Below are 11,784 nucleotides of genomic sequence, written 5' to 3'. Positions count from 1 at the left end.
GGACGGCATCAGCTTCCGTTCGGAGGGCATGCCACCGCTCTTCTTCATGAACAAGGATGTTGCCGGGGACCGCTTCCGTTTCTCGCTCGCGCACGAGCTTGGACACATCGTTATGCACACCGTGCCTGACGACGATCAGAAGATGGAAGAGGAGGCGCACCGCTTCGCTGCGGCTTTCCTCATGCCTGCCTCGGATATCAAATCATATTTGATATCTCCTAAGATTACTGCTCTCGGTAGAGTGAAAGCGTACTGGAAGGTCTCTATAAAAAGCTTGATTAAAAGAACTTACGACCTAAAATTAATTACTGATTCTCAGTACAAAAACATGAATGTTCAGTATAATAAATCTTTCAACGAGGGTGAGCCATACGAAATACAGGTAGAAGAACCTTGGCGCCTTAGAGATATCATCAAGTATCACTGCAACGAGCTTGGATACAGCTTGTCTGACTTGGCGCGCCTTCTGGCTGCGAACGAAGCCGACGTTGAGCGCGCGTATCTCCCGCGCCAGGGCCTACGCCTCGTGGTTTCGAACTGAGTTTTGGGTCCCCTTCTACGTGACGAGGACGCGTGTCCAGTAGGCGTTGTCTCCGCCGCCCTCGACTACGAGAACCCCATGGGTGAGGATATTCACGACGCTGCCACAGCGCTTGCCACGGCATATGCGAACGGCGATGTCTACCGTGCATCGGGCATGGTCCAGCGGGAACATAATGTCTCTGTACAAAAAACTACAAGATGTCCGCAGCGAGGAAGACGTCAAAGATGTTTACATTCAGGCGTTAGGCTTGAAGAAATATACCAAAGGGCTAATTGATATTCGTACGAAGGAAATGTGGTTCGAGGCTAAACATCACGGCAAGGACTCAAGTTATAAGATGTTCACCCAGCTTCTGCATTATGTGCAGGATGGGTTGAATAAAGGGGACGAGTTACCACCGTTCCTGGCAGTAATGGATACTGAGAAGGCGGCTCTGATGAAGACCGCTGATGTTATTCCATTTTTGAAAAAGAAGACGATAAAATGGGGCAAGTCGGCTACTAAATTCCCGAAGGAGGCGCTCGACCAAGTATCCGCGTTCATTGGAACAAGGATGGTCTCGTTCAGGATAGCGACGCACGAAGATGAATTCATCAGTACTGTAAAAGCCGCTCTGACAAAGGGCGATATTATCCGCATTTCGATCACGCCAGATAATTTGAAGCAAGTTTTCGATAAATGGGTCGAGATGATCGGTCGGGAAATCGGCGGTGCTCCGGTAGATAAATATGCCCTTCTCTTTTTCGCCGACATCATGCATGACGGAACCAAGGCGACTCATGAAAACTTGCCGGCCGAACTTCTCCATCAAGGAGAAGCGCCCGTATTTTCCCTCGACGGTAAACTTTATAAACTAGGTAATCGTGAGGGTTACCGTCAGTTCTGGTCAATTTATCACCGCCCACCAGATGAGGAGTATCGCAATTACTTATTAGAGCGTCGCGACTCCCTAATCCCGCTAGACGAGCGTAGCTTCAAGGGCGCTTTCTATACTCCACTCCACGTGGTTGATAAAGCCTACGATAAGTTAGCCGACGTTCTTGGGAAGAACTGGCAGAAGAACTACATAGTTTGGGACATGTGCTGCGGCGTTGGGAACTTGGAAACCAAGCATTCCAACCCGCGAAACGTTTTTATGAGTACATTAGATCAAGCTGACGTCGATGTTATGAAAGCTACTAGAACCTGCGTTTCCGCCACTCGGTTTCAATATGATTATCTCAATGATGACATTACGGCTGATGGCAGAATTGACTATAGCCTCACCAACAAAGTGCCGCCCGCTCTGCGGCAGGCAATCGCCGAAGGTCGAAAGATCCTGATACTTATCAATCCGCCATATGCAGAAGCTGCAAACATAGATAACATCACAAGTTCTCGTGGGAAAAATTCAGAGAGCAAAAAAAGCGTTTCAAAGACGCAGATTGCTAAAACGATCAGTGATTTTGGATACGCTTCGCGCGAACTATTCGTGCAATTTCTAGTGCGGATCGCCAAAGAGATACCAAACGCTACCTTGGCTATGTTCAGTACCTTGAAATATGTAAATGCTCCAAATTTTGAGCCATTCAGGTCGTTTTGGAATGCATCTTATCTCGGCGGTTTCTTGGTGCCTAGCAAAGCATTCGATGGTCTAAATGGGAATTTCCCTATTGGCTTCCTTATTTGGGAAACCGATAATTCCGCAAAAAAGAAGACACCAATTACAAACATAGTTGCGGAGGTTCTTAATAAAAAAGGCGAAGCAATTGGCGAAAAGCAATTCTATAATCTACCAAGTGAGCGATTTCTGAGCAATTGGATTAAGCGGGCAAGGTCTAATAAGGATGACGCCCTGCCCTTGAAAGGCGCGCTCGTGCCAACGACTAGTATTAAAGATGTGCGTGGCACTAAATGGGCAGACGGAGCGATCGGCGGAATGATTGCGCCCGGTGGTGATGTTCAACACGCAAATCTTACCGCCTTGCTATCATCAGGGTACTGTAGCGCAGGCGGTTTTTTCGTCACCAAGGAAAATCTCTGGAAATCGGCAGTTGTGTTTGCGGTACGGCGTCTAGTTAAGCCGTCGTGGCTCAATGATCGGGATCAGTTCTTACAGCCTGATGAGCCTCTTACTGAAGAATTTAAGATGGACTGCTTAGTCTGGATGTTGTTCAGCACACAAAATCTGACGGCTGGCGCGAACGGATTGGAGTGGAATGGTCGCCAATGGAGTCTGGTCAATCACTTTATTCCGTTCACCGAGGCTGAAGTTAATGCACCTGACCGATTTGAATCAGATTTTATGGTTCAATACCTACATAAAAAGAAGTTTTCGGTTGAGGCTTCCGCAGTCTTACGAGCAGGTAAAATCCTTTGGCAAACGTATTTCTCCATCACCGATGTATATAGCGTTCGTCAAAGCCTCAAACTCAATCGCCCCGATGTTGGATGGTATCAGATCCGATCCGCTCTTGGTCGACGCGAGGAACAGAAAGACAAAATCGAAACCGAATTTGCTGTCTTTGACTCAACCTACGAGACGCTGACATCGAAGCTAGCACCGATGATTTATGATCTTGGCTTCCTAAAAACTTAGCGTGCAGCAGCGGCTCATGCTGGTAAGCAAGCAGGCGAGATCTCGGGACACGAGGCGGAGAGAGAACGTTCGTCTCCGCGCTGTCAATCTGCATAGGTATGGGCGCTTAGCGTACGTTTTCGAACATCCTCTGCGATGACCCCGAGTTGGCGTAGACGAAATACCAAAGGTCCAAACCGGGTGAACGACGACGCCTTCACAGATGAGCTGAGATCGGCCCTGGAGGCCCTGATCTCGGAAGCCCGTGCAGCAGGCCCAGGGCGGGTTGTGACCGCGGCCGAGCGCGCTGCGATAATCTGGGTCACGGACCGCCAGGAAGCCCCCGAGGCCGCCCGCCGCGATCTGCCGGTACCAGAGACCGCACGCCGCTTGCAGTAGGATCCCGGCCGCCCTGGCTCCTGTGGTGGGCGACGCGATCTCTCGTTCATGACGGACACCCGTACCCACGACGATCTACGAACTTACAGCCTCCCAGATCCGGACTGGTGCACAACTGCGGTTCAGCCGGCGAGCCGACGCCACCATGGGCGTGCTTTCCAGGCTTCCAGCTCGGCGCGGGCCTGGGCGGTCTCCGCTTCGGCTCTCTTCTCCAAAGCACTCAACTCTACCCGTGATTGAGCCGCTGCGGCATCGGCCAATGCTAATCGCGCTTGCAGCTCGCGCTCGCGACCCCCGGCCTCCTCAACGACCTGGGCGAGTTGCCGAGCGAGAGCGGCGACCTCCCCGACTAAGTGATCGGATTTCTCAGTCTCGGCGCTCCTGTCAGCTACCGCCTGCGACAGAGCTTGCTGCGCCTCTGTGAGAGCCCGCTCGAGCCGTTCGATATGGGCGGTTAGGAAGGCAACGAAGGTCCTTTCGAGAGGGCCTTCGACAGGAGGCTCAGCATCGATTTCGCTTTCATCGAGAGGGGTTTCGACACCTCTCTTGAGAGCCCGCTCAAACTCTTCGATAGGGATCTCTATCCGGGTCCTACCGTCGTTACCGGGGAGCCTACGCCAGCCCTGTCGGCGCACGAGCTGCCGAGCTGAAGCCGGTTTCAGAGAGAATGCTTCCTCGATCTCCGCATACGTCATGATGCGGGACGAAACCCCCTTCGACACCTCGCTCATGACAGCCCCTCGGTCACTCGGAATGAGACGGACGAGAGGGTGTGTCCATAACTCTTTCGAAAGGGTATCTGACCGCCCTTTCGAGACCCCCGTCGAGGGAGGGCTTACCGTAGCCGTGTTGACTGCCTGTGTCGGTACGGGGATGGTGGGCGAATGCCGGACTCGTGCCGGTTCGAGGAGATAACCGCCACGACGGCAACGTAGAAAAAGCAACGGCCCCTCAGGCGCCAACCTGAGAGGCCGTGGACCGATCTCATAGAGACCGGCGGGGGATCAAACACCTCCCGACAGTCTCACGAGCACCCTTAGGGGTCAAGACGGGACGCCAATCCCGTCAACGGTCTTGCTCGTTCTGTGGAAGGGTGTCGCCCGCTAAGGCGATGCTCGCTGCTGTGCCGTGGCCCGCAAGGGCTGGGACATGTTCGCTGAAGAACTTAGGCGCGCCGTCGAGGTTGCGCCCCGGGGCGCGCTGCCCGAGGTGGCGGCGCTGCTGTGGCGCGCCTTCGGGGCGGGCCAGGTGAGTGAGGCCGAGGCCGAGGCGCTGTCGGCGCTGATCGAGGGGCGGACGGTCATCCCGGCCGCGCCCGTGCCGCCGCGAAGGCCTGCTAGCTCCCGGCCGCGGAGCGACGCCCCGCCGGGCCGACCGTCCATCTTCCCCCCGAAACGCCATCAGCGCTCGCCGGATCGCGCTCGGTCACTAGAGCGACGGCGGACCTTGGCTGCCTCTGGTCCAATGCCCCCGGCGCTCGCGGCCCGGCACACGACTGGCGAACTCGCCGCGTTACGGATCATCGCCGACGAGGTGCGGGCGCGCGGCGCATGTGAACTGTGCGTGTCGGCCATCGCGGCGCGAGCCGGGGTGTCGGCCTCGACGGCACGCAACGCGATCCGGACGGCTGCCCGTTCCGGGCTTCTCCACGTCGAGGAGCGCCGCCTTCTCGGCCGGCGCAATGATCCCAACCGCATCACCATCGTGGATGCCGCTTGGCGGGCTTGGATCGCGAAGGGCGGCCGAACCGGGGGGGGTGCCTTCAAAAAACTCGAGCCCACGGACAGAGGATCTCAGAAAGCGCAATCTTGGAGCGGTCAGCGGCCAGCGGAAACGTCGCAAAGAGCTGCCGGGAGGCAGGGTCGGGCGAGGGCAAGGCCACCTTCCGATTCCGGACCGGGTCCGTCACGGCGAGTGCCATCCATGCGGTAGGCTCATGCACCCGATCGTCATTCCGAACGGCCCGCTGCGCACTCAGTAGCCGTCGAGCACGGCGTACTCGCCACGCGGGCCGAACCGCGGCGCGCTCAGGTCGATGCGGACGCACAGGCGCGTGCGCCTGTCATCGGACTGGCAGTTCGTCAGCACCACGCGGCCTGCGCGGCGTTGCCAGTCCTCGGCCCGCGCCTGGAGCGTCGGCAATGCGACGCGCAGGCGCTCGACTTCGGCGGCGAGGCGGGCGCGTTCCGCCTGACCCCAGAAGGTAGACGCGGCGACGCCGGCAAACTGTGCGCCGGTGGCGCCCAGCACGACGAGGCTCAGAACTGCGGTGAGGCGAAGTGTCAGCCGAGCCGTTGCCTGTCGAACCCCGTGCGTCGCTGCGTCGATCTCACCGCGCGCGTCGTGCAGCGCGGCCACGACCTCGCTGCGCAGTCGGTCGGCCCCGAGCGCGGAGACCGTCGTGTCCAACGACGCGACGCGGTCGGACAGCGTTCCGAAGGCCGGCCCGAGGGCCGACACGTCGAGGGTGAGGGTACGAGGTTTTGCAGCCGCCATCTCGGCCGCCTGTGCGGCCTTGAGCGTCCCCTGCATGTCCTGCCCGAGTCGGTCCACGTCGCGGCGGACTGCCTTGAGCGTGTCGAGCAACTCAATGACGGGGTCGGTTGAGTTCGCGCCGTCCATTGTCGGCAGGGTCCTACGAGTGCTCCGTCTCGGTGGGCGGAACAGGATCCTGTCTCATGGAGAAGATGTGCAGGCGGCCGAGAAGGTCGGTGACCCTTCGGAGGTCCACATCCGGAAGACCGTCGTTGTCGATGATCGAGACCAGCTGCTTGGCATTGGCAGGGCTGTCGTAGGCCCATCGGATCACAACAGCGCCGACGACCTTCGCCTCCCGTTCATCCCTGGCTTGGATTTCTGCCTCCACACGTGCGGTCTCAGCGGCAAGCGCCGTCAGCCTCTGTTCCGGGGTGCGCTTGATGCGCTTCGGCTTGGTCTCGGTCGTGTCCATGTTCGAAGCTCGCTTTTTGAGAGTTGCATTCGAGGGGCGGGCAAAGCTAGGGTTGAGTCCCGAAGGGCGCGGTTACGTCTCGGACTGCGTCCGACACCCGCGGTCCTCAGGGGCTGCGCCCCGCCGGACGGCTTCCCCCCAGTCCGGCGCTTAGGCGCCGGACGTCAGGGTTCCTCACCCTGAAACCGAGCCAGCGTCGGGCCGCTGGACCACGTATGTGCGCACAGGGCGCGGTGACGGGATGGCGCTGTACCGCTTCGAGCTGAAGGTGATCGGCCGCTCCGGCGGGCGTTCGGCCGTCGCCGCAGCCGCCTATCGCTCCGGCACCCGGATGGTCTGCGCCCGCCGCGGCCAAGTCTTCGACTACAGGCGGCGCAAGGGCGTCTCGTCGCGCGAACTCCTCGCTCCCCCAAGCGCACCGGCATGGGCTCGCACGGATCGCCAGAAGCTCTGGCAGATGGTGGAGGCGAGCGAACGCCGGGTCGACAGTAGGCTCGCGAAAGAGGCCGTACTCTCGTTGCCGCGCGAGCTGAGCGTCGAGGATCGCGTCCGGCTGGTCCGCGCGTTCGTCGAGCGGGAGATTGTCGCGCTCGGTCTTGTCGCGGACATCGCGCACCACGACGGACGGACGGGAAAAGACGATCCGGACGGCGGCAATCCGCACGCTCACGTGCTGATCTCGACTCGTCGCGTCGGTCCCGATGGGTTCGAAGGCAAGGAAAAAGCTCTCGACGCTCGAGACACCCTGTTGCATCTCCGTGAAGCGTGGGCTTCGCATCTGAACGAAGCGCTCGAGCGTGCCGGAGCGCCGACGCGGGTCAGCCACCTCTCGCTCGCGGCACAATGCGAGGACGCCAAGGCTGAGGCTGCCGATGCGCGCGCCAGCGGTGACACGGAGAAGGCGGACGAAGCCGACGCAGCGGTTTTCGTGCTTGATCGGAAGCCGGAGCCGAAGCTCGGGCGGGGACACCACCTCCGAACCCGCGCTGGCATTCAGACCGACCAAGGCGAGGCCGTAGACGCGCTCCGGATTGAGCGTGCCCGCCGACAAACGCTGACCGCGACCCTGCGCACGCTGCTCCGAAAGGCCGCGCAGTTTCGGTTGCAACTCGGCGACCGCCTGCGTCAAAGCTTGAGCGAAGGTGCCATGGCCTCGCTGCGGGATACCAACCTCGCGGTGTCGGTGGGTCGCTTGGCACGCGGCGAAGGGGAGCGCCTGACTCCCGATGAGCGCATCAAGGCACAGGAACGACAGCGCGCGTTGAGGCACGAACAAGCTGAGCGGCGCTTGGCTTTGGGAGATGGTGAGCAGGCCTCGGCACGTGAGCGCGACCTGCGTCGAGAGGAGATTGAGCGCCATCGTATCGAACAGGAGTTACTGAGGGTCCGCGCCGTGATGCGGCGAGATCGTGGACGTGGGATCGGCCGCTGAGCGGCCGATCCACGGGCCGGCGCGCTAGTCCCTGCCCCACCCATCGTTCCGAACCGGCTTGCGGGACTTGGGCTTGCGCTTCTGTTCGGCCTTCGGGGTGAGGTTCGGCGGCACCGGAGCCGGAGCCGGCTGAGGAACGACGGGAGCGGGCTTGGCCTCCGCGTCTTTCTTGGCGCGCGCGTCGATGATGAGATCGCCGATGGTACGGTCGAAATTCGGCCCGTCATCGACGTTCGGTGGGACCTTGCACCGACAGGTCAGACACCGGTCAACGCGCACCCGGATCCGCTCAAACGCGCGTTCGTCCTCGGGCGTGATTTCCTTGTTGTCACGCTTGAGGAGCCGCACGCGGTCCCAGGTATCGATCTCGAAATCCTCGATCTCGCATTCCCAGAGTTCGATCCGCACGTCTTCCGGAACGGGGACGCCCGCAACGTACGTCGCGGTACTCAGAAGAAGGGCATTCTCCTTGCGGCACTCCCATGAAAGGTGACCGGCTCTCCTGACCTGTACGAGATATCGACAATCATGAGGGCGCAGCGGGTTTGAAGCTTCCGGCGCAGCGGAGGCATTCTGATCTTTGCGGTCTTCGTTCTGATTGGAGTTGGACATGTGAGGCCCCGGCATTTCCAGTTGCGAGGCCGTCTATGAATATCGCTCTTTGCCGAAAGTACAGAGCGGAGACCATTGGATAAGTGGGCCGGACCGGCAGACAGTATCTTGAAAAAGCTGAGAAATACTGCTACAAGGAGCAAGAACGACATCATAAAGACGGGAGAGACCCGTCACATGTGGAGGGGCATTCGCCACCCCAGTGAAGTCGATGGACTTCACTGGCCACATGTGAATACATTCTTAAAAGTAACCTAATGGAATTTGGCGGCTCGCCAAAGCCCGAATTGGCGGCAATTCACAGTTTCGTGAAGGAGCTGCCTAGGGTGTGGGCAGCCGCGGGGTGGCGTCTTCTGGGCTGTGATAATGACGCTTATCGGAGGTCAAGACGGAGTCGGTCATGGTGGCGCTGTTGGAGCAGATGCTCCGGGACGTGCGCCGGGAGATCGCCGCGATCGAGATGCGCTCGGCCGCGCGGACTGCTGGGCTCCTCGCCCTAATCCGGGATGGGGCCGACACCGCCGAGCAGGACCGGCTGATGTCGGAGGACATGCGCACCCTGGACGGCCTGCGTCAGGAACAGCGGGTGCTGAAGGAGGCCCTGGAACGCCCCGACCTCCCGGCGAGCGCCCAGGATCTGCTCGATCTCGCCGACGCGAAACTACGCCTTGTCCTTGAGGCCCGACTCCAGCTCCAGGACCTGAGGGGTCAGGGATGACCGTCGCGCCCGTCCCGGCCTCATCGCTCCTCGATGACGCGCTCGCGGACGCAGATCGGGAGATCGCCGAGACTGAGCGGCGGCGCGAACGGCAAGTTCACCTCCTCCACGGCCTCGACCCCGGCACGAAGGCGCGGACCTGCGCCGAGCGCCTCCTGTGCGAGATCGACTGGACCCTCTCAATCAACCACACGCACCGAACGCTCATCCAGAACCTGCTGGCGACCGAAACCTCCAACGACGTGGGTTCCCCGTGACCACCCTTCCTACCCCTGTCGCAGAGACCGCAATCGGCCCCGCGCTCGACTTGGAAGCGGTCGCCGCCCGCGCCGCCGGACTCGCTCGGCAGGCGCGCGCCGCTAACACGCTCCGCGCCTACGAGGCCGACTGGCGGGAATTCGCGGGGTGGTGCGCCGCCCGCGGCCTCGAACCGCTGCCCGCCGCCCCGGCCGTGGTCGGGCTCTACCTCGCCGACTGCGCCGACCGGCTGTCGCTCGCGACCCTCGCCCGGCGGGTGAGCAGCCTCGCCGCCCGGCACCGCCGGGCCGGGCTCGGCCTCGACGTGCGCCACCCGGCCGTGGCCGACGTGCTGGCGGGCCTCCGGCGCGAGCGCGGCTCCGCCCAGCGCCGCGCCGAGGCCCTGACCGTGCCGCGCCTGAAGCAGGTGCTCGCCGGGCTCGGCGACGGCCTCGCCGACCGGCGCGACCGCGCCCTGCTCCTGGTCGGCACCGCCGCCGCGTTGCGGCGCTCCGAGCTGGCCGCCCTCGACGTGGCCGACATCGCCGTCCTGCCCGAGGGCCTGCGGGTCACGATCCGGCGCAGCAAGACCGACGCCGAGGGTCGCGGCGCGGTGCTCGCGGTCGGGCGCACGGGACAGGCGACGTGTCCGGCCGCCGCCTACACGGCGTGGCTTGCCGCGACCGGGATCGCCGAGGGGGCGGCGTTCCGCGCCGTCGACCGTCACGGCCGCCTCGGCGGGCGGCTGTCCGGCAACGCCGTCGCGCTGATCGTCCAGCGCCGCGCTGGCGCCGCCGGGCTCGACGCGGCGGCCTATGCGGGCCACTCCATGCGGGCGGGGTTCGCGACCTCGGCCGCCCATGCCGGGGTTGGCGAGATCCGGATCGCTCACCAGACCCGTCACGCCTCGCTCAGCACCCTGCGCCGGTACGTCCGTGAGGGGGCCCTGTTCGCCGACAATCTCGCTGTCGAGATCGGATTGTAGCGCTTCCAGGGCTCTCGTCTGGGACGCCCAGGAGTCCAAAGCGTAAGGCCCGACAAGGAGTTGCGGCTCGGTTATTGAAACGGTTATATTTTCCGCCATATCCTTCCAAGGGCGCGACGTGCTGCCGGATGGAGAGGGCCTTATGGACGTGGAAGAAGACCAGTCGCGCCAGATGGCGATCATCGAGCCCCTGCTGCTCGGCATCCACGACGCCTTGTACGAGGCGGTCGCCACCTACAACGGTGACGGGTACTCGGATGCGGTTCGTGCGCAGCACAGTGATCGCGCTGCCGCGTGCTGCATCTACGACCACGCCGAACGAGCGCTGATGGACCGCTTCGACGGCACGCCTGGGGTGAACTTCCTGGATCGCCGGGGGCTTCACCTGCTCAACTACCGGGATCAGGCGCTGATCCGGGTCAAGAAGGTGAACGGGTTAGGCCAACACGCTAACTACCAGACCCTGCAACAGCAGGATTATGACGACGAGATGCCCCTCCTCGATCTGCCCGAGGCGGCCGTGCGTCTGTATGCGGGCTACCAAATGGATGCCGCCGGGGCCGCGATCGAGCGGGTGATGATTGTCAGGCAGATCGGCAAGGACGTGATCTGGACGGCGCAGGTCACCGCTACGGAAGCCCAGGCTGCGTGGGTGGACATCACGCCGGAGCGGATCCCTGACACTGGTCGGACCGACTTTGAGGCGGCGCGTGCGAGACGAGGACGCTAAGTGACCGACGCGGTCTTCAACGCTGACATGCTGAGACTCGCGCGTGAGGCGCGCGAGATGACCCAGGCTGATCTGGCGAGAGAGGCGTCTGTCACGCAGGCGCTCATCTCGAAGCTCGAACACGGCCTGATCGGCCAACCCTCCGACGAGGTGCTGGGCAACCTCGCGAAGGCACTCCGCTTCCCTACAGCCTTCTTCCATCAGCGCGAGCGCGCGATCGGGTTCCCCGCCTTTCACTACCGCAAGCGCACGAAGCTCGGCGCGAAGCCACTCGCGCGGATCGGTGCGGTCATCAACATCCGGCGTCAGCACGTGGCGAGGCTCTTGCGCTCCTACGACCTGGAAGTCGCCAAGCCGATCCCTCAGATCGACCTGGACGAGAGCGGCCTCACGCCAGAGAAGGTCGCCGAGCGGCTGCGCGCGTACTGGATGCTGCCGCGTGGGCCGGTCGCCTGCGTGGTTGATACGATTGAGCAGGCGGGCGGCATCGTCATCATGACGAGCTTCCACACCAAGCTTCTGGACGGCATCAGCTTCCGTTCGGAGGGCATGCCACCGCTCTTCTTCATGAACAAGGATGTTGCCGGGGACCGCTTCCGTTTCTCGCTCGCGCACGAGCT

The 11,784-nt window shown here is 61.6% G+C and carries 12 protein-coding genes; 8 read left to right on the top strand and 4 right to left on the bottom strand.

The features are described 5' to 3' along the window. Together IVA80_RS29555 and IVA80_RS29550 are read left to right on the top strand one after the other, a co-directional pair. Window positions 1–541, top strand: a 541-nt coding sequence (locus IVA80_RS29555; protein ID WP_247438157.1) for an ImmA/IrrE family metallo-endopeptidase, incomplete at its 5' end; no start/stop codon positions are given. Between the two features lie 175 nt (window positions 542–716). Next, a complete protein-coding gene (locus IVA80_RS29550) occupies window positions 717–3,122 on the top strand; it encodes a hypothetical protein (RefSeq protein ID WP_247299909.1) in 2,406 nt (801 codons plus the stop codon). A gap of 500 nt (window positions 3,123–3,622) precedes the next feature. Here IVA80_RS29550 and IVA80_RS29545 read toward each other — a convergent pair whose 3' ends face one another. The 3 genes from IVA80_RS29545 to IVA80_RS29535 all read right to left on the bottom strand — a co-directional run bounded on the left by IVA80_RS29545 (window position 3,623) and on the right by IVA80_RS29535 (window position 6,450). Beyond that, window positions 3,623–4,231, bottom strand: a complete 609-nt coding sequence (locus IVA80_RS29545; protein ID WP_247299906.1) for a hypothetical protein — start codon at window positions 4,229–4,231, stop codon at window positions 3,623–3,625. A gap of 1,243 nt (window positions 4,232–5,474) precedes the next feature. Then, a complete protein-coding gene (locus IVA80_RS29540; protein WP_247299902.1) occupies window positions 5,475–6,122 on the bottom strand; it encodes a hypothetical protein in 648 nt (215 codons plus the stop codon). A 13-nt stretch (window positions 6,123–6,135) separates the two neighbouring features. Continuing rightward, window positions 6,136–6,450 (bottom strand): hypothetical protein, encoded by a 315-nt coding sequence (locus tag IVA80_RS29535; protein WP_247299899.1) that lies wholly within the window; start codon window positions 6,448–6,450, stop codon window positions 6,136–6,138. A gap of 241 nt (window positions 6,451–6,691) precedes the next feature. Between IVA80_RS29535 and mobQ the strand changes: the two genes are divergently transcribed. Next, complete coding sequence (mobQ, locus tag IVA80_RS29530) at window positions 6,692–7,882, top strand: MobQ family relaxase (RefSeq protein ID WP_247299895.1); 1,191 nt, start codon at window positions 6,692–6,694, stop codon at window positions 7,880–7,882. A gap of 24 nt (window positions 7,883–7,906) precedes the next feature. Here the strand turns inward: mobQ and IVA80_RS29525 are convergent, their stop codons facing one another. Next, window positions 7,907–8,290 carry a hypothetical protein gene (locus IVA80_RS29525; RefSeq protein WP_247330370.1) on the bottom strand — a complete coding sequence of 128 codons (384 nt, stop codon included), beginning with the start codon at window positions 8,288–8,290 and terminating at the stop codon, window positions 7,907–7,909. A gap of 604 nt (window positions 8,291–8,894) precedes the next feature. Here IVA80_RS29525 and IVA80_RS29520 point away from each other — a divergent pair. The 5 genes from IVA80_RS29520 to IVA80_RS29500 all read left to right on the top strand — a co-directional run. Beyond that, on the top strand, window positions 8,895–9,212 hold the full coding sequence (locus IVA80_RS29520) for a hypothetical protein (protein ID WP_247299892.1): 318 nt from the start codon (window positions 8,895–8,897) through the stop codon (window positions 9,210–9,212). Then, on the top strand, window positions 9,209–9,469 hold the full coding sequence (locus IVA80_RS29515; protein ID WP_247299890.1) for a hypothetical protein: 261 nt from the start codon (window positions 9,209–9,211) through the stop codon (window positions 9,467–9,469). The genes IVA80_RS29520 and IVA80_RS29515 overlap by 4 nt, the downstream gene beginning before the upstream one ends. Continuing rightward, entirely contained in the window at window positions 9,466–10,434 is a 969-nt protein-coding gene (locus IVA80_RS29510; protein WP_247330373.1) for a tyrosine-type recombinase/integrase, read from the top strand. The genes IVA80_RS29515 and IVA80_RS29510 overlap by 4 nt, the downstream gene beginning before the upstream one ends. A 142-nt stretch (window positions 10,435–10,576) precedes the next feature. Further along, window positions 10,577–11,164 carry a hypothetical protein gene (locus IVA80_RS29505; RefSeq protein WP_247299914.1) on the top strand — a complete coding sequence of 196 codons (588 nt, stop codon included), beginning with the start codon at window positions 10,577–10,579 and terminating at the stop codon, window positions 11,162–11,164. Next, a partial coding sequence (locus IVA80_RS29500) for a helix-turn-helix transcriptional regulator (protein WP_247438156.1) occupies window positions 11,165–11,784 on the top strand: 620 nt, incomplete at its 3' end.

The organism is Bradyrhizobium sp. 139 (assembly GCF_023074175.1).
In the GTDB taxonomy this organism is placed as follows: Bacteria; Pseudomonadota; Alphaproteobacteria; order Rhizobiales; family Xanthobacteraceae; genus Bradyrhizobium.
This window is presented reverse-complemented; position numbering and strand designations above follow the sequence as displayed.

What these genes read in the sequence shown, in the direction of transcription:
- mobQ (WP_247299895.1), top strand. Translation starts at nt 6,692, where the DNA reads ATGGCGCTGTACCGCTTCGAGCTGAAGGTGATCGGCCGCTCCGGCGGG.
- IVA80_RS29505 (WP_247299914.1), top strand. Translation starts at nt 10,577, where the DNA reads ATGGACGTGGAAGAAGACCAGTCGCGCCAGATGGCGATCATCGAGCCC.
- IVA80_RS29520 (WP_247299892.1), top strand. Translation starts at nt 8,895, where the DNA reads ATGGTGGCGCTGTTGGAGCAGATGCTCCGGGACGTGCGCCGGGAGATC.
- IVA80_RS29550 (WP_247299909.1), top strand. Translation starts at nt 717, where the DNA reads ATGTCTCTGTACAAAAAACTACAAGATGTCCGCAGCGAGGAAGACGTC.
- IVA80_RS29545 (WP_247299906.1), bottom strand. Translation starts at nt 4,231, where the DNA reads ATGAGCGAGGTGTCGAAGGGGGTTTCGTCCCGCATCATGACGTATGCG.
- IVA80_RS29540 (WP_247299902.1), bottom strand. Translation starts at nt 6,122, where the DNA reads ATGGACGGCGCGAACTCAACCGACCCCGTCATTGAGTTGCTCGACACG.
- IVA80_RS29535 (WP_247299899.1), bottom strand. Translation starts at nt 6,450, where the DNA reads ATGGACACGACCGAGACCAAGCCGAAGCGCATCAAGCGCACCCCGGAA.
- IVA80_RS29515 (WP_247299890.1), top strand. Translation starts at nt 9,209, where the DNA reads ATGACCGTCGCGCCCGTCCCGGCCTCATCGCTCCTCGATGACGCGCTC.